This is a genomic window from Acinetobacter sp. NBRC 100985, from assembly GCF_000241225.1.
Taxonomy (GTDB): domain Bacteria; phylum Pseudomonadota; class Gammaproteobacteria; order Pseudomonadales; family Moraxellaceae; genus Acinetobacter; species Acinetobacter venetianus.
On the sequence record NZ_BAEB01000054.1, the window covers coordinates 35,955 to 53,402 of the forward strand.

At 39.3% G+C, this 17,448-nt stretch carries 13 protein-coding genes and 1 tRNA gene; 6 read left to right on the forward strand and 8 right to left on the reverse strand.

The annotated features are described in order from the left end of the window. Positions 1–36: 36 nt before the first annotated feature. The 5 genes from sbmA to ACT4_RS15905 all read right to left on the reverse strand — a co-directional run bounded on the left by sbmA (position 37) and on the right by ACT4_RS15905 (position 6,899). Complete coding sequence (sbmA, locus tag ACT4_RS15885) at positions 37–1,233, reverse strand: peptide antibiotic transporter SbmA (RefSeq protein WP_007483964.1); 1,197 nt, start codon at positions 1,231–1,233, stop codon at positions 37–39. A 223-nt stretch (positions 1,234–1,456) separates the two neighbouring features. Continuing rightward, positions 1,457–2,437: a patatin-like phospholipase family protein gene (locus ACT4_RS15890; RefSeq protein ID WP_007483966.1), complete on the reverse strand. Its 981-nt coding sequence runs from the start codon at positions 2,435–2,437 to the stop codon at positions 1,457–1,459. A gap of 130 nt (positions 2,438–2,567) precedes the next feature. Continuing rightward, positions 2,568–4,043, reverse strand: a complete 1,476-nt coding sequence (locus ACT4_RS15895; RefSeq protein WP_004877129.1) for a sodium:alanine symporter family protein — start codon at positions 4,041–4,043, stop codon at positions 2,568–2,570. A gap of 94 nt (positions 4,044–4,137) precedes the next feature. After that, positions 4,138–5,373 carry a sodium/glutamate symporter gene (gltS, locus tag ACT4_RS15900; protein WP_004877132.1) on the reverse strand — a complete coding sequence of 412 codons (1,236 nt, stop codon included), beginning with the start codon at positions 5,371–5,373 and terminating at the stop codon, positions 4,138–4,140. A 182-nt stretch (positions 5,374–5,555) separates the two neighbouring features. Further along, positions 5,556–6,899, reverse strand: coding sequence for a DcaP family trimeric outer membrane transporter (locus tag ACT4_RS15905; protein ID WP_007483968.1), 1,344 nt, complete (start codon positions 6,897–6,899; stop codon positions 5,556–5,558). A 423-nt stretch (positions 6,900–7,322) separates the two neighbouring features. Between ACT4_RS15905 and ACT4_RS15910 the strand changes: the two genes are divergently transcribed. After that, the gene (locus ACT4_RS15910; protein ID WP_007483970.1) at positions 7,323–8,027 is read left to right on the forward strand and encodes a nitroreductase; all 705 of its coding nucleotides are present in this window, start codon (positions 7,323–7,325) and stop codon (positions 8,025–8,027) included. A 19-nt stretch (positions 8,028–8,046) separates the two neighbouring features. Here ACT4_RS15910 and ACT4_RS15915 read toward each other — a convergent pair whose 3' ends face one another. After that, positions 8,047–9,261 carry a multidrug effflux MFS transporter gene (locus ACT4_RS15915; RefSeq protein WP_007483972.1) on the reverse strand — a complete coding sequence of 405 codons (1,215 nt, stop codon included), beginning with the start codon at positions 9,259–9,261 and terminating at the stop codon, positions 8,047–8,049. A gap of 142 nt (positions 9,262–9,403) precedes the next feature. Here ACT4_RS15915 and yccS point away from each other — a divergent pair, with 142 nt between their 5' ends. The 5 genes from yccS to ACT4_RS15940 all read left to right on the forward strand — a co-directional run bounded on the left by yccS (position 9,404) and on the right by ACT4_RS15940 (position 16,583). After that, the gene (gene yccS / locus ACT4_RS15920) at positions 9,404–11,578 is read left to right on the forward strand and encodes a YccS family putative transporter (protein ID WP_007483974.1); all 2,175 of its coding nucleotides are present in this window, start codon (positions 9,404–9,406) and stop codon (positions 11,576–11,578) included. Positions 11,579–11,657: 79 nt separating this feature from the next. Next, positions 11,658–12,242: a YcxB family protein gene (locus ACT4_RS15925; protein ID WP_004877141.1), complete on the forward strand. Its 585-nt coding sequence runs from the start codon at positions 11,658–11,660 to the stop codon at positions 12,240–12,242. Between the two features lie 137 nt (positions 12,243–12,379). After that, positions 12,380–12,961: a suppressor of fused domain protein gene (locus ACT4_RS15930; protein ID WP_007483976.1), complete on the forward strand. Its 582-nt coding sequence runs from the start codon at positions 12,380–12,382 to the stop codon at positions 12,959–12,961. Positions 12,962–13,136: 175 nt separating this feature from the next. Further along, positions 13,137–15,680 (forward strand): sulfite reductase flavoprotein subunit alpha, encoded by a 2,544-nt coding sequence (locus ACT4_RS15935; protein WP_007483978.1) that lies wholly within the window; start codon positions 13,137–13,139, stop codon positions 15,678–15,680. Between the two features lie 117 nt (positions 15,681–15,797). Then, on the forward strand, positions 15,798–16,583 hold the full coding sequence (locus tag ACT4_RS15940) for a YdcF family protein (RefSeq protein WP_007483980.1): 786 nt from the start codon (positions 15,798–15,800) through the stop codon (positions 16,581–16,583). Between the two features lie 30 nt (positions 16,584–16,613). Here the strand turns inward: ACT4_RS15940 and ACT4_RS15945 are convergent, their stop codons facing one another. Together ACT4_RS15945 and ACT4_RS15950 are read right to left on the reverse strand one after the other, a co-directional pair. After that, complete coding sequence (locus ACT4_RS15945) at positions 16,614–17,084, reverse strand: DUF2750 domain-containing protein (protein WP_007483982.1); 471 nt, start codon at positions 17,082–17,084, stop codon at positions 16,614–16,616. 90 nt (positions 17,085–17,174) lie between these two features. Next, a tRNA-Val gene (locus ACT4_RS15950) sits at positions 17,175–17,250 on the reverse strand. Positions 17,251–17,448: the final 198 nt, after the last annotated feature.

Sequence of the window (17,448 nt, forward strand, 5' to 3'; positions counted from 1 at the left end):
AAACCTGCTTGATGCAGGTTTCTTTATTTGATGGATTTATTCATCCAAAATAGATTCAAAAGCTTTTAAGCGTTTATGAATCGAAAGTAGCTCGATAATGGTTTTCCATGAACTAATGAGATACTGAAAAGACTCACGAACTTTATCAAAAATATTACTGATCTGGTTAATCAAACCCAAAGTCATTTTACCTGCTGCAATTGCTGGGAATAGCACGACTAAGCTATATAAAATATCAAGTTGTTTATACCAGATAGCGACAAGATTAAAATAAGCATAGTGAAAATATAACCTAAAATAATTCACGCGCACACGAGCAAATAACTCTTTTAATGTGAGTGGATCAGCACGATTTTCATGATCTTCGCCATAGACCAATTCTTTACGGTAAGCAGCTTCTACTTTCTGATTATTGAATTGTAGCCCAGGTAATTTTTGCCCCACAAACATCAAAACAACAGTTCCTATAATCGCCCAAACGACCGCTGCCCATACCAATGAATGTTCGATTTCACCAACAATTGGCAATACAGGAACTTTCTGAGAGATTTGAAATAACAACGGTAAAAAGGCAATCAATACCATCACTGATTTAATTAACTCAACACCTAAGTCTTCAACAATCGTGGCAAAACGCATGGTATCTTCCTGAATACGTTGCGAAGCCCCCTCGACATGGCGTAACTTTTCCCAATTCGCGGTGTAATATTCATTCATTGCAGTACGCCAACGGAATACATAATGACTGGTGAAGAATGCATTAACGACAGCAAACGTGACAGCAACCATTGCGATATAAAGGAAAGTTAAAGTTCCATTATAGAGATCAGCTATATTACCGCCACCATCGCTTAGCATCTTTTGAATCATATCCCAGAACGGGCCATACCAAGCATTGATCGCAACGCTAACTTGGACACCAAACCAAATATTAAACAAAATAAATGCGGAACCCCATATCGACCATTTCTGCCATTTATTATCTGAAAAGAAACGCCAAAAACCTGCAAACAAAGCCGTAGAAACTAAGAACCATAAATAGAACCAAATGAATGAAGCCGACCAAAAACGACTTACACCAATTGGTAATTCTGCTTCGGCATAGCCTTTTGGAAAACCAAGATATTCACCCCATCCATGCCCACCTGTGTACCAAAGCAGCATGTTGAGTGACAGCCACACAATCACTGAAATAAAGAACAGGCGTGGGCTAGGAAAAAAAGATTTAAACATTGAACTTAACAATCCTTGTTGCGTAGCAATTGACGTCAGGCGTCATCCTATTACCTCAAACTTAAATATGTCTGATAAAAACTTTAGTAATTTGTAGTTATTTACATGTTTTCTCAATATTTTCATAGCATTTTGTACAGCTTTTACAATTTGTTTTGAGAAAACAATCTGTTTAGGTTAACAAACTCATGATATGGGTTGATTTACCTAAACAGTTAAAGCTTTATTGAGCGCTTGCAGGATTCACTTTTAAAGCAACTTCAGGTTGATCACCATTAGCCACATTTTTCTTGTTTTGAATCACCCATTGAATATCAGAAAGCTTTTGGATTGCGGCATCTACACCTGCTTGCATGGTGTTCTCTCGGTCTTTGACATCAAAGATATGCGCCTTTTCACGCAGATCAGGTTGAATCACTACATCTGCATCTTTTAGTTCTTCTGCTGCAAGTCGTCCTTGCATAATATTAATATTTTGGTTGAATAAGCCCCAAACATTGGTAGTTTCTGTGTGAATAGGTTGCGCCAAAATATCCACTGCAATCACTACGTCTGCGCCTAACTCACGTGCAACCTCAACAGGAACTGGGCTAACCAATCCACCATCAACATACTCAGTATTGTGAATTTTGGTCGGAACAAACATGCTAGGAATTGAAGTCGAGGCACGCACTGCCTGACCCGTATTACCATAATTAAATACCGTCTTGGTTCCGTCTTTAAGCTCAGTTGCAACGACATACATTGGAATTTTTAATTTTTGAAGTGGAATATTATGAACTTGATCATTCACATAATCTTCGACTTTCTTGCCATCAAAAAAGCCTTTTAAGCTGACATTCACATCGCGTACATCATTGGCTTTTAATTTAAGTGCAATGTCACGTAATTCGGCAGCACTTTTACCACTGGCATAGATTGAGCCAACAATACTTCCTGCACTCGTTCCAACAATAAAATCAGGACGAATGCCTTGTTGTTCCAAAACTTCAATTACACCAATATGTGCGTAGCCACGCGCACCACCGCTACCTAATACCAAAGCGATAACAGGGCGTTTTTCTTGTTTTTTAATTGAGGCAAAAGGCATAACAGCAGTTTGTGCTTGGGCATCTTCAACAACAGGTCGTAAATGTGAAGTGGTCTGACAACCTGTTGCCAAAACGACAGAAAGTCCTAGCACAAAAAGTTTAAGCTGTTTCATATACAATCTTTGCCAAATTTAATCTATTTCTCTTTTAATTTTAGCTCGACTAAACAAAGAAAGTTGTATCACTTTTTTATTAATGTTTTCTTCACTATAAAAAAAGCCCCTGTTTAGGGGCTTTCAATTATTACCAAATGTCTGAATCGACTTTTTGCTTTAATTTAGGATGATTATCAATTTTAAACTCAGGTTCTTTGATCCCTTGTTTTAATTGAGAGGTGTAATCTTTCAACAAAATTAATGCAATTGGTGTTAATAACAAGATCGCGATTAAGTTAATTGTCGCCATCAAGCCCATCGAAAGATCTGCCATTGACCAAACTAACGGTACACTTGTGATCGCACCGAAGTAAACCATTGCCAAGACCAAGACACGGAAAATGAACATGATTTTTGGATTGTTATTAATAAACTGTACATTACTTTCAGCGTAAGCATAGTTACCAATAATTGAAGTAAAGGCGAATAAGAACAGAATAATCGCAAGGAACCCACCGCCCCAGCTACCAATTTGGCTCTCTAATGCTTTCTGCGTCAATGTTACGCCTTCAAAGCCTGCTTCGTGATATAGACCAGACACCATGATAATGATCGCAGTACATGAACACACCACAAAAGTATCGACAAATACACCAAGCATTTGTACTAAACCTTGATTTACAGGGTGTTTCACATCAGACGCGGCGGCAGCATTGGGCGCAGAACCCATACCAGCTTCGTTAGAAAACAAACCACGTTTGATCCCCATCATCATTGCCATAGAAATCATTGCACCGAAGAAACCACCAGCTGCAGCTTCAAACTCAAATGCTTTGGTAAAGATTAATTTAAAGATCTCAGGCAACATTGGTAAGTTAGTCATCGCAATGTATAAAGCGACCATGATATAAAGCAATGCCATGAAAGGAACGATCCCTTCAGCAACTTTAGCGATACGCTTGATTCCACCAAAGATAATCAATGCTGTCATCACGACTAATACAATACCAACCCATGACACTTCGAGATCAAGTCCGCCGAGACCCAATACAAAATTGGCTTTATCCCAACCCCATGCATGTGAGGTCGCACCAATAATTGCATTTGCTTGCACCGCATTAAATACAAAGCCATACGCTAAAATGAGTGATAGTGCAAAAACGATCCCTAACCACTTTTGTTTTAAGCCTTTGGTAATGTAGTACGCAGGTCCACCACGAAATTGCTTGTTTTGATGATCTCTCACTTTAAATAGTTGAGCGAGTGATGATTCAACAAATGCAGAACTCATCCCAAGGAAAGCAGTCACCCACATCCAAAACACAGCACCAGGACCACCAATCGCGATTGCAATCGCGACACCTGCAACGTTACCAACACCAACACGGCTTGCCAAACCTGTTACGAAAGCCTGAAATGGAGTAATCCCATGTTCATCTTGCGCTTCTTTACGGCTCCCTTTCATCACACGGATACTGTGTAAGAATAAACGAAGCTGTACTGCACCCGTCGCTAATGTGTAAAACACCCCAACCGCAACCAACAATACGACCAAGAAATTCCAAAGCGGATCATTCAAGAATTGTACCCACGACATCAGCGTGGCATTTAATTGTTCATTCATCACTTATTCGCTTAAAAAATTACATGTACATCAAGCACATATACGATAACAATGGATGAATCAAAAAAGCCCCGCATGGGGCTTTTGATCCGACTTAGATAAAGAATTTCAAAATTAATTGAATCACTGTCGCATTGATTAGATCGACGAAGAATGCACCACATAATGGAACAATCAAGAACGCTTTATGCGATGGGCCATACATGTTTGTGATGGCCTGCATGTTTGCAACAGCTGTTGGTGTTGCCCCCATACCGAAACCACAGTGACCCGCTGCCAAGACAGCTGCATCGTAGTTTTTACCCATCACACGGAACGTCACAAACGCAGCATAGAGTGCCATCGTCAGTGTTTGCGCACCAAGAATCACAACAAGCGGGCCAGCCAAATCAGCCAATTGCCATAATTTCAATGAAAGCAAAGCCATTGCCAAATAAAGTGATAATGACGCATTACCAAATACATCAATCGCACGGTCAAAAATATCTACTTTCAATAGGCTTTCTAAGATGTTACGTAAAACAACGCCGCCGCCAAGCGCCCAAACGAAAGTCGGTAACTCGAACCATGTTCCTTTACTATAACCTGTCATAAATTCAGCAAATGCTAAACATGCAGCAAACATACCGAGCGTTGTAATCGCATTATCAGCAGTAATTAAACGGACTTGATGTGGATTTTCAAATGGCGCAAGCTCTTCAGGATGCTTATCAAGATGCGTATCACGATCTTTGATTTGCGCTGGTGTTTGCTCACGAGCAAGTCCATAACGATTGATCAATAACTTCGCTAAAGGACCACCGATCACACCACCGATAATCAAACCAAATGTCGCACTCGCCATACCCAATGCCAAAGCGCCTTGGATACCATGCTGAGTCTCAAGAATTTCGCCCCAAGCACCCGCAGTACCGTGACCACCTGTCAACGTGATTGAACCTGCAATCAAACCAATCAGAGGATCAATACCTAACAACGATGCAAGACTCATCCCGACAACATCTTGTACGATGATGAATGTAGCGACACAGATCAAGAATAAAACTAAACCGATCCCGCCCTCTTTTAGCTTCATGAAATTGGCACTGAGACCAATTGAAGCGAAGAAAACTAGCATGAAACTCGTTTGTAATTGACTGCTGAAAACAATACTGTAGCCCCACATCGAGTGCACGAGTAATGAAATTACCGCTGCAACCAAACCACCAGCAACTGGCTCAGGGATGTTGTAACGTCTTAAGAAGTCAATTTTATTAACGAGAAAACGCCCTAATAATAAGACGATCACCGCCGATATTAGGGTATAAAAACCATTGAAAGTAAATTCCATATCTTCTTCCGTTTATTTCATTCGTTTTTCAGATGTTTTTTCCATCCTACAGCCAATGAAATAGTAACTCTCAAAATGAGTGAAAACTCAATCAGCTTAATAAAAAACATACAGTTCTTTGTAAGAACTCAGTTTTATTTAACCTGATTTGTTTTCACGGATGATTACACCTACAGGATAGGTTAGAAGTTATAGCGAGCCATTGCTCCTACACGGTTATCCTTACCTTTTTGACCATTAAAGGTTTTACGTTCGCCATAAACATATTCCAGACCGAACGTAATAGGTGAAACAGGTGAATACATCACATTCCACCAACCTTGTTGTAGTGTCTTGTTTTGCGCTGTATCTGCAAAAGCTTGTTGAGCAAAGTCATTACTATCATTTGCAAACATTGCGCCATACGCCAAAGTACTACGAACTTTTGGCGTAATCTGATACGTCGTACCAACGGTAACTGCATCAAATTCATTCAAATTTAAATCAAAATTATTTGGATTTACATTGAAAGCATTGTTGGTATAAAGCAAGAATTTGCTGTCACCTTTAACATGCGAATAATCAATCATCGCCTGTAATGAATCAGTAAATTTATATTTTGCACCAATTGCAACGCCCCAACCGAGTGCAGATTCATTCGCACTTAGTTGTTTATCATCGTTAGCAAAACTTGCTTTACTGCGAGCTTCTGTCAATAACGCACGCGCTGATGTTGTCCCCTTACCTTCGGCAAAATCATATTTCAATTTCGTCGTCAGAGCAGGCGCTCTATTGTCATCATTACCTTTTTCTAAGGCAACAGCATAAGTTGTTGTAGGGTTTAATTGAGTACTATAACGAACCATAGGCGTACGGTAAGTACCAATCCCTAATGGTGAGTTAAAATCAAGCATTTCTGGCTGTACGTCTGTTGCCAAGAAAGTTGATGTTGTTTGACCAAATAACCAGTCGTTATATGTGAGATACGCATGACGAATACGAATCGTGTCATTGCTACTACCGCCACGGAAATCAACTTCTAATTTACCACCAACGTCTGCACCTTGGACAGGTGCTTTGAAATCTAGGCCAAAACGAGTCACTGTCGCAGTGCTGTAGAATCGGTCGCTATTTTTCTCATTATTTTCAAGATCAACCTTGTTGATACGGTTGAAAATGCCATCACCACCTTTGGCTTGATAAGAAGCATCGCCACGTAAGAATCCATAGAGCTGAACTTGTGCGCCCGAAGCAGTGCTAAAGCCCAATGGTGATTTCTGAGATGATTCAGTAACAGCAACAGCTTGAGAATTTGGTGCGTTTACAACAGTCGTCGCTGGTGTTGCAGCAACTTGAGGAAGATCATTTTTTTGTTTTGATTGCGGAACATATTGTTCAAGTAAAGCGCGTAGTTCTTTTACTTCATCACGAAGTTGTTGAATCTGTTCTTGCTCACTAGCGGCCTGAGCATTGTTCATCATTAAGGCAGCAACGGTAAACGCCAATCCCTGAATTACGAACGGCTTACGGATGAGAGATAAACTCATGAGAAGCTCCTGTATTGGTGTATATTTCAACATTTTCCACAAGCATAAAATTGGGTAAATTTTGTATGCTTGTCATAGAAAATTCCCCTCACCCTAACAGTAAGGAAAGCCTAATCAATTTTTTAAAAAGGGCGTATTATGCATAAATTTGGAATATTGTGTGTATTTTTTTATTTGAGTCGCAAGTACTACGTCTCACACTTCCAAGTAAATATCATTTCTATTTCATTGTGTTATAAATATATTTCTTTTTCACATAACAAAAACACCCTCTAAAAAATTATTTTCATGCTGTATGAATCGCGTACAAATGCTTACTTTTCACCCAAACCCAAGTCTACGACTAAAAAATCATCCGCAAAAAATATGAATTCCTTTATAGTCTCAAGCAGTGAGAAAGATCAGAAAAGATGAGGAGCTTTTATGAACACGGAACAAGTCCGCCACGTTGATGATGCCATTACTTCACGTCACTCTGTACGCGCATTTTTAGATACGCCTGTTGACGTTCAAACGATTAAAGATATTTTGGCAGTTTCAAGCCGAGCACCTTCTGGAACGAACACGCAACCTTGGAAAGTTTATGTCGTTACAGGTCAAAAACGTGCTGAGATGATTGATCGTGTATGTGCAGCACAAATTGAACTACATCAAAAGCCCGAACTTGCTGATCAGTATAAAGAAACTTTTGCCTACTACCCTGAGACTTGGATTTCGCCATTTATTGATCGTCGCCGTGAAAATGGCTGGGGCCTTTATGGCTTACTGAACATCCAAAAAGGTGAAAAAGAGAAAATGGCGGCACAGCAATTACGTAATTTCCAATTATTTGATGCGCCTGTTGCACTTTATTTCACAGTCAATAAAGCCATGGGGATTGGTTCAAAAATGGATATTTCCATGATGATTCAAAATGTCATGGTTGCAGCAAAAGCTCGTGGATTAGATACTTGCCCACAAGCGGCGTGGAACCATTTTCATCCAGTCGTTTTAGATGTGCTGAATGCACCTAATGATGAAGAATTAGTATGTGCTGTTGCTTTAGGTTATGCAGATCCCGACCATATTGTAAACACCTTCATTACACCTCGATTACCTGTCGAAGATTTCACTGTATTTATGGATTAAATCTCTTTTAACAGTATCTCTAAGCAGAGATACTGTTTTGCTGTTTTCCAACCTTAAAGATTGCAAATAAACCAGCACTGGTAAAAAGCAGCATCATGATGCCCATATTCAGCGATGCTTTCCAAATAAGAAAATTCAAAATCACCCCACCAAGCAAACCACAGACAAATTGCATACTGCCCATGATCGCACTCGCAGTTCCAGCTCGAGCACCTTGTTTAGACATTGCCAAAGCCATCGCATTTGGGCCAGTCAAACCAATCCCTGAAACCACTAAGAACAAACCAGACATCAAAAACCATAACGGCGCGTCATGCATTAAGCCTGCACTAACCACCACTAAAGCACCAAAACACTGAATCGATCCGCCTAAGCGTAAGCGTGGGAAAATCCCCATCCGCGTATTTAAATGTTTATTTAATGATGACATCAACATAATCCCAGCGGCATTGAGCGCAAATGCATAGGAGAAATGTTGTTGAGATAAGTGATATTGCCCCATGAAAACAGCTGATGCTGAACTGATATAGCAAAATAATGCAGCTCCCGTTAAGCAACCAGCAAACATTGGCACTCTAAAGCTTTCATCTTTCAGAATTGCTGCATATAAAGTTGTGACCTGATAAGCAGACAATTTTAAACGTCGCTCAGCGGGCAGCGACTCTTTAAAAAAGAAATGCACACAGAACCAGCAGATCACACCGATAATCGCTAAGGCAGCAAAAATCATCTGCCATGGGAAAAAGCTTAAAATCCATGCACCAAACATCGGTGCAAGAATAGGTGCAAGCCCCATCACAATCATCATGCTAGAAAAGGCCTGCGCTGATCCTTGTACATCCAAACGATCACGAATAGCTGCACGAGCAATCACCACACCGACACAACCACCCAGTGCCTGAAAAATACGTGCTGCAATTAACGCCCATTCATTGGTCACAAATACACAGGCTAAACTTGCAACGACATAAAGTGCTAAACCAAAATATAATGGTGTTTTGCGTCCAATACGGTCACTGACTGGCCCATAAATTAACTGTCCAATCGCAAGTCCTAAGAAATATGCTGGTAAAGTATTGGCAATCATTTGTGTACTTACCCCAAATTCATCTGCCATTTGTGGCAATGCGGGTAAATACATATCAATTGATAAAGGGCCTAAAGCGGTTAAAAGTGCAAGCAACATAATCCAAGCTGTTGAATACTGTCGCGAATTAGATTGCTCAACCTTCATAATACTGCACTTTTCAAGTTTATTGATCGTCTTAGCTTAACATTCTCGTCCTAATTTGTGCATAATATTAAAAGCCTGCTAACACTTTAAAAAGGTTATCAGTCCTCCTATATATCAATTGCAAATACAAAAAGGACAGCACTTGAATCCTTGGTTCGGACGATTTAAACAGCTTACCTATAACACCACGTTTATGTATAACGTGCGGATGTTAATCGCCTTTATAGGTACAGCATTTGTGCCCTATTTGCTTGATTTTCAACTGGCGACCATTCCTCTTACACTAGGCGTTGTCGCAGCGGGCATTAGCGATATTGATGATCGCTTTTCAGTACGGATCATGAACCTGATTTATACTTATATTGGGTTCTTCATCACCGCCGCCTCTGTTCAACTGCTATTCCCTTATCCCGTTGCTTTTGCAATTGGATTGATTGCCTCTTGTCTTGGATGGATTTTATTGGGTTCACTCGGCAGACGTTATGCAATCATTGCTTATGGGTGTTTAGTCGTTTCCGTATATACCATGCTAGGTGTTCATCTATTTGAAGATTGGTATCTTCAACCTGCCTTATTGGTGATTGGTGCAGCATGGTATGGACTGATCTCAACCATTAGTTTTTTACTATTCCCAGTACGACAATTACAAGATCAACTTTCATCTTCATACAATGCCTTAGGTAGCTTTTTATTTGCAAAATCCAATTTGTTTGATGTCGATATGATACCTGCAAGTTACCAACAAAGCATGATTGATTTGGCCTTGGAAAATGGAAAATTAATTTCCCTTTTTAATAATCTACGTGTCGCATTAGTTACTCGGCTCAAGGGTGACAGAGGACAGAAAGATACGCGTCGTAGTCTGCAATATTATTTTGTTGCCCAAGATATTCATGAACGTGCTGACTCTGCCCACATTGACTATCAAAAGCTTGCCAAAGTCTTTCAGCACAGTGATATTTTGTTCCGCTTCCAGCGTATTTTAACTATTCAAGGAAAAGCATGTCAGGACTTGGCTCAATGCATTCGACATCGAACACGATATACCCATAACAAGCGCTTTAAGCACAGCTTTGAAAACTTACGACTGTCACTTGAAAAGCTCCGCGAAGATAATCTTTATGATCAGGTCAGGATTAATGCATTATTTGCACTTTATCAAAACCTCAAATCAATTGATGCTCAACTACAAAACCTTGAGACCGAACGTAACTTACAGTTAATCAATGCACAACAAGCTGAAAACCAACTCAAAGATGATGATCTCAAAGGTGTAAATGACATCATTATTCGGATTAAACAACACTTATCGCCAGAGTCGGTATTATTCCGTCATGCGGTTCGTTTATCGATCGTGTTATTTATCGGCTATGTCTTTATTCAACTGACAAATATTTCGTATGGTTACTGGATTCTATTAACGGCACTATTTGTCTGCCAACCAAACTTCAACGCCACCAAACGTCGCCTCTATCTTCGTATTATTGGTACTTTGATCGGTATCATCGTTGGTTTAGCTGTGATTTATTTTATCCCTTCCCTCGAAGGTCAATTAGTCATGCTGGTATTGAGTGGTGTGTTATTTTTCGAGCTACGTAGTAAACAGTATGCTCAGGCCACTGCCTTTATTACCATTCTGGCACTGATCAATTTTAATCTTGATGGTTCTGCCTTTGCTGCGGGTTTACCTCGATTCGTCGACACTGTTATTGGCTGTGCATTGGCATGGTTTGGTGTCAGCTTTATCTGGCCCGATTGGAAATTCCGTCGTCTCCCACGTACTATCCAAAGATCGTTACAAGCTCAATGCCAATATTTAGCTGAAGTCGTAATGCAGTATCACCAAGGTCGTAATAACGCCTTGAATTATCGTGTCGTCAGAAGAGCTGCGCATAATAATGATGCCGAAGTTGCCTCTTTAATTTCCACACTTGCCACTGAACCCAATATTGACCCAACACAAAAGACTTTGGCTTTTGAGTTTCTATGTCTGAGCCATACGTTCCTGAGTTATGTTGCAGCACTCGGAGCACATCGTGAACAAATTCAAGATCAGGAAGTTCTTTCCTTACTAGATCAAGCACTCGATGATATTCAAGGTGCGCTCTTAAGGGATGAAGTACCTGATTTATCAGCACAAAATATGCTGAGCACGATCCGACAGCGCCTAAGCCGTAATGATGAAAATGATCAAAAATCATTGATTATCTTGCAGCAACTTTCTTTAATGCTCAGTATTCTGCCTCGTTTGAGTATGCTTAAACAAAGTCTACATCATGAGCCAAATGAGGATGGCACTGAGTTTGCTTCTCTCTAACTTATCAGCCATTTGCATAATATCTTTGCATGCTAATTGGTGTTAAACTTAACCTAGTTCTAAACTCATTTTTTATACTATGACCGCCAAAACGCTATACGCTTATACGCTACAACCTGTTCCTTACGAAGTTTCTGAAGTTGAACAACGTCAAGCCCAACTTATGATTTGGCGTAGTACTAACAAATTTAGTCGCAAAACATGGATGATCATGATTGCACTTGTTGCTCTCTCTTTGATCGGTGCTGGACTTATAAAATATTATTCGACTTATTCAACAGTTATTTGTTGGGTCGTGATCATCTCTGTAGCCCTTTTCTATCTTGTAAAAAGATTTGGTCTCGAGTGGTATGTAAAACGCAAAATGAATGAATTTCCAGTTCAGGAAATTAAAGGTATTCGTTTAGGCGTACAACCACACGGCATCGTAATGCGTCAAAAAGTTGGACTACAAGAAGGTACAGCAACGATTGGCTGGAAAGATATCTACGAGTGGTATAGCTCTCCAGATTTCATTTTGGTGAACTTTAAAGTAAAAACACCTAAAGGTGAAGAACAACAAGGCGCTTATATCTTGCCGAAACGTATGGATTCTAAGAACTTCTCTTTCAATACTGTACGTAAACATTTAAATGAAGTTGTAGGCGCACCGAAGTCAATTTAACTTCTAATTAAAAAAAACCTCTCAAAATGAGAGGTTTTTTTATGTCATTAAAATTAATCTCTAGGTACTTTTAATTATTTTATAAATCATGCATTCTTCCAATCAGTATTTAAAGCTTTAATATTCATATCATAACTATGCAACAGAATTTTCTTGAAAATAAAAAAATTGCTGAAACTCTAACTCATGTATTCAATGGTACACCAAGTATTTTTAGATACTGGGATGAACCTAAAGAAAGCTTTATCGATATCTTTATTAGTACAGGTTGTTTGAGTCCAGAACTTACAGCTTACGCAACAATAGGATTATCTGATTTTCCAAATTTGGTTGGCTCGAATAAGCTTGATATACGAGTGGAAATCATTGGAATTTGTTTAAGTGATTCAGAGAGTTTTGCGAATGTTTTAAGCACGGCTGCTTTTTGTATCATAAATTCACAGTGGCCCTGCTACCCTACTTCAATTTTTCCTAATATTCTAAGTATGTATGACTGCTCTCGGACAATGCAACATCTATTCTTTACTGATCCATTTCTTTGGGAAGATCAGTTAAAAACGTTGAATTTAGAAACCAAAACTGTAGCTTGGCTTTTAGCAGTGCCTATTTCTGAAGCAGAATATCGATATGCAGCAGAACATGGAGCAGAGCAATTAGAAAAACTTTTGGCAAAATATCAAATTGATGTTGCTGACATAAATAGAGCCTCTATCTTTTAAAAGTGCCCCCTAAAACACATAGATGATATACGTATAAGCATTTGTGTCTGATAATTATTAAAAAGTTAAAATAAATGAGAATCAAAATCAATATTACCTACAAAATCCATATTATATTCTTAATCTTGAGTTATAATTTTTTACATGAATTACATCATATTTTCATTCTTTGACCATGACTAAAAAAGTTTTCTTCCAAATCCATTGGTTTCTAGGGATTACCGCAGGTTTGATTCTCTCTCTTATGGGAGTCACTGGCGCTATTTACTCATACGATCAACAAATTCTCAAATGGCTCAACCAAGATAGCTATGTTGTTGAAGTTGCAACCACGCCTAAATTAACTCCTTCCCAGCTTTATCAACATTTCAATCAACAGCAACCTGAGATTGAAATTAATAGCATTACCATCGCCTCTGATCCGACAGCCTCCTCCACCGTCAACATTAAAAAAGAAGGTGCGCGTCGTGGCTATAATATGATGGTCAATCCATACACAGCGGAAGTTCTGCCTGAAATCAGAGGTCGAGATACTTTACAGTTTATTCAACGACTCCATCGCAATTTAACCGCTGGTGAATTTGGTGCACAGATTACAGGTGCATCTACACTGATGCTGATTTTCTTTGTACTCAGTGGAATTTACTTAAGATTCCCTAAAAAGCACTCTTTTAAACAATGGTTTTTTATCAAACCAAAATTAAAAGGACGCAACTTTATTTGGGATTTACATGCAGTCGTTGGAACATGGGTCATTATTTTTTATCTGTTATTTGCATGTACAGGTTTATATTGGTCTTATGACTGGTGGCGAGCTGGCATGTTTAAAGTCATGGGAGTTGAGCAGCCACAGCGCAATCAACAACAGAATGAACCTCGAAATAGAAAAAATAAACAACCTGAATTGGCTCAACAACAGGTGAACACTATCCTGACCCAAACATGGACAGGCGTAAATGCACAAATCGGGCGTGAATATTCAAGCCTTACATTGAACATTCCAAAACATGATGATGCAAAAATCGAATTATCATTTGTCGATGCAATTCCACAGCACGAACGCGCACGTAACCAAGCTGTATACAATTACCAAGACAATAAGTTCGAGAAATTTGAACTATATGAAGATAAAAAGCTCAATGAAAAAATTATGAGCAGTATGCTACCTGTACATCGTGGTAGTTTCTTCGGTTCAACGTATCAATTTATTGCGATGCTCGCATCATTGGCAATGCCACTGTTCTTTGTAACAGGTTGGATGCTTTATCTTAAACGTCGCCAGCAGAAAAAATTAACCCAAGCCGCTCGCCAATCGATGAATAAACAGCAAATTGACCCAAATGCAAAGCCTTGGCTGATTACTTATGCATCACAAACAGGTGTAGCTGAACAACTCGCATGGCGCACAGCAACTAGCCTGCAAGAAGCTCAACAACCAACAACAGTAAAACCGATTCAACAGCTCACAGAACAAGACTTGCTCCAAGCTGAACAAATGCTATTTGTGATCAGTACTTATGGAACAGGTGAAGCTCCAGATCTTGCAACCAGCTTTAGTAAAAAATTGATGCAACAAAAATTAGATCTGAACAACATGCAATATGCTGTTTTAGCACTTGGATCTAAAGAATATTCAGATAGCTATTGCAGTTTTGGCCATGCAGTGGATCAATGGTTAAAACAATCCAATGCACAATCACTATTTGAATTAATTGAAGTCGATAATGCTAACGCAGCAGACATCCAACGCTGGAATCAAGCTCTCTCAGAGGTGACTCAGCACGAGCTTCATGCGATGAACATCGAAAAAGTATTTGATCAATGGACACTTACCGAACGCTCTGTTTTAAATCCAAATAGTTTAGGACAACCCGCATATAACATTGAATTAACAGCACCTTACGATATCACTTGGCACGCTGGTGATATTGCAGAAATTCAACCTGCTAATGCTAGAACGGAAATCCAGACTTTCTTAGAAAAACATCAGATTCCCGCTCAAACACTTGTAAAATCATCGAATCAAACGATTGAAGAAACACTTTGGGATAAGAATCTACGTGTTGAAATAAAACCATTTACCAATCTTGAAACTTTGGTTGAACAACTTCCTCGCCTTCCTACGCGTGAATACTCGATTGCAAGTATTCCTTCTCAGCAAGTTCTTCGTCTTGTCGTGCGTCAAAAAAGCGATACTCAGGGTCACTTAGGCTTAGGTTCTGGATGGCTTACAGAATTCGCTCAGCTTAAAGAGAAAGTGGCTTTACGTATTCGGACCAATGAATCATTCCACTTAATTGACGACAACCGACCAATTATTTGTATTGGTAATGGAACAGGCATTGCTGGTCTGATGAGTCTATTACAGCAGCGTAATCGTCAAAACTACGTTGAAAACTGGCTTATCTTTGGTGAACGCCAACGTGAATGTGATTTCTTCTATAAAGAAACCATTGATGCTTGGAAAAATATGGGTACATTAAAACGTGTTGATTTAGCCTTCTCAAGAGACCAAGAACAACGAATTTATGTACAAGATCTTTTACGTACAAATGCGGATGAACTCAGTAAATGGATCAATCAAGGTGCTGTTATCTACGTATGCGGTAGTATTGAAGGAATGGCATCAGGTGTCGAACAAGCACTGATTGACATTTTAGATGACGAAACAATTGATCGACTTCGCCAGTCAGGTCGCTATCGCCGAGATGTTTATTAATTCACTTTAAGCCCTATAAAAACGAGTGAACTTTCACTCGTTTTTTTACTCTACGATTTGCCTTTCTCATAATTTTGCATAAACTTAGCAGCGTTCAAATCGACAACGATTAAGATTATGCAAATAAGTACTTGGGTTCGTATTTTTTTAACCCTCATTGGTTCAGTATTATTTTTGGATGGGGCAATTCTGATTGCATTGAAGAAAATTCATATTGGAACGATTATCCCCTTCCTACTCGGACTGTTTTTTTGTATTTATGCTGCATTTTACTATCATATTGAACGCTTCTTTTTTTACCATTTCCGCTGGCATTCAGTTTGGCGTTTTGGGTGGTTATGTTTTTGGATTTGGTTAATTAGCTTAGGCTATTTTTTTAATTATCTGTCTAAAAACAATACGCAAGCTCAGAATATTGCACCAGTCAAAGCCATTATTGTTTTAGGTAGCGGAATTGAAAATGGTCAACCTTCAGCTACACTAGCAAAACGCTTAGATCGAGCAGCTCCAATCGCCCTTGCCCAGCCAAACGCGAAAGTCGTCGTTTCAGGTGGAGTCGATTTTGGCGAGACAATCAGTGAAGCGAAAGCGATGTCTCAATATCTTCAACAACACTATCGCATCCCTGCATCACAAATCATTTTAGAAAAACAAAGCACTAGTACCGAACTGAACTTAAAAAATAGCCAACCGCTTCTAAACGCACGAAATATCACGATTCAACAACCTATCGCGATCATCACCAGTGACTTCCACACATTACGTGCAGCTGCAATTGCAAAGAAACAAGGTTATACAAATATCACAATGCTTGGGGCAACAACACCTTTGGAAACTCGCTACAACGCTTGGCTCAGAGAGTATTTTGCTTATGTCAGTGGTTGGGCACTCAATGAATATTGATGCGCACCTATCACCTAAAATTGATTGCATTTAATTATGCAATCTAATTTCTCGTGGTAAAGGTAATTTTAGCTCAGCGAACACTTCTGGGCGTTGTAAATAAACTTGATATAAAAAATTTTTGATATCTAATAAAAATGCATCAGGGGCAACAAGGAGGTTATTGCCCTCTGGTGTTAAGTCTAAAGATAAAATCGTATTGTTCTCTTTTAAAAAGGGAATCATCTTCTGTATTAGACTCATTAATGATATTTCTTGGACTGAATAATTCGCCCAACTGTCTTTCATCAATAATTTAGCCAATCCCTTACTCTGCCAAATAGATAAAGCATGCTGACCTGAAGGTGTCGCACACAAAGCCCAACCATCGTGATACAAAGCAATCACTTGGCGTTGCATAACAATATTTTCTATAAATTGACGATAAGCATCTTTTGGAGATGTATTTGTGATTGTAGTTTGAGATTTCGACGCAGCCTTGCGTTGATATGGATTTCTCATAAATTACTTCAATATTAGAATCATTATTGACGCAAATAATAAGATAATTTCAATTTGATTACAATGATTTGAGCTTTTGAAGAAGATATATGGTGGGCGCTGACGGGATCGAACCGCCGACATTCTGCTTGTAAGGCAGACGCTCTACCAACTGAGCTAAGCGCCCTGAGCGAGTATAAACAAAGCGAAACTTTGTCTAAGCACAAAAGGAAAAATATCAACATCCCTAATGGCATCTCGTATCAGAGATCAAGTATCAAGATACTTGATAAAACTAATATTTTCTTGAAAAGGTATCAAGAAAATGGCGCAGCGGACGGGGCTCGAACCCGCGACCCCCGGCGTGACAGGCCGGTATTCTAAC

Bases quoted from the DNA above. Each gene is read 5' to 3' on its own strand.
- sbmA (WP_007483964.1), bottom strand. From the start codon at position 1,233: ATGTTTAAATCTTTTTTTCCTAGCCCACGCCTGTTCTTTATTTCAGTG.
- ACT4_RS15890 (WP_007483966.1), bottom strand. From the start codon at position 2,437: ATGAAACAGCTTAAACTTTTTGTGCTAGGACTTTCTGTCGTTTTGGCA.
- ACT4_RS15895 (WP_004877129.1), bottom strand. From the start codon at position 4,043: ATGAATGAACAATTAAATGCCACGCTGATGTCGTGGGTACAATTCTTG.
- gltS (WP_004877132.1), bottom strand. From the start codon at position 5,373: ATGGAATTTACTTTCAATGGTTTTTATACCCTAATATCGGCGGTGATC.
- ACT4_RS15905 (WP_007483968.1), bottom strand. From the start codon at position 6,899: ATGAGTTTATCTCTCATCCGTAAGCCGTTCGTAATTCAGGGATTGGCG.
- ACT4_RS15910 (WP_007483970.1), top strand. From the start codon at position 7,323: ATGAACACGGAACAAGTCCGCCACGTTGATGATGCCATTACTTCACGT.
- ACT4_RS15915 (WP_007483972.1), bottom strand. From the start codon at position 9,261: ATGAAGGTTGAGCAATCTAATTCGCGACAGTATTCAACAGCTTGGATT.
- ACT4_RS15925 (WP_004877141.1), top strand. From the start codon at position 11,658: ATGACCGCCAAAACGCTATACGCTTATACGCTACAACCTGTTCCTTAC.
- ACT4_RS15930 (WP_007483976.1), top strand. From the start codon at position 12,380: ATGCAACAGAATTTTCTTGAAAATAAAAAAATTGCTGAAACTCTAACT.
- ACT4_RS15935 (WP_007483978.1), top strand. From the start codon at position 13,137: ATGACTAAAAAAGTTTTCTTCCAAATCCATTGGTTTCTAGGGATTACC.
- ACT4_RS15940 (WP_007483980.1), top strand. From the start codon at position 15,798: ATGCAAATAAGTACTTGGGTTCGTATTTTTTTAACCCTCATTGGTTCA.
- ACT4_RS15945 (WP_007483982.1), bottom strand. From the start codon at position 17,084: ATGAGAAATCCATATCAACGCAAGGCTGCGTCGAAATCTCAAACTACA.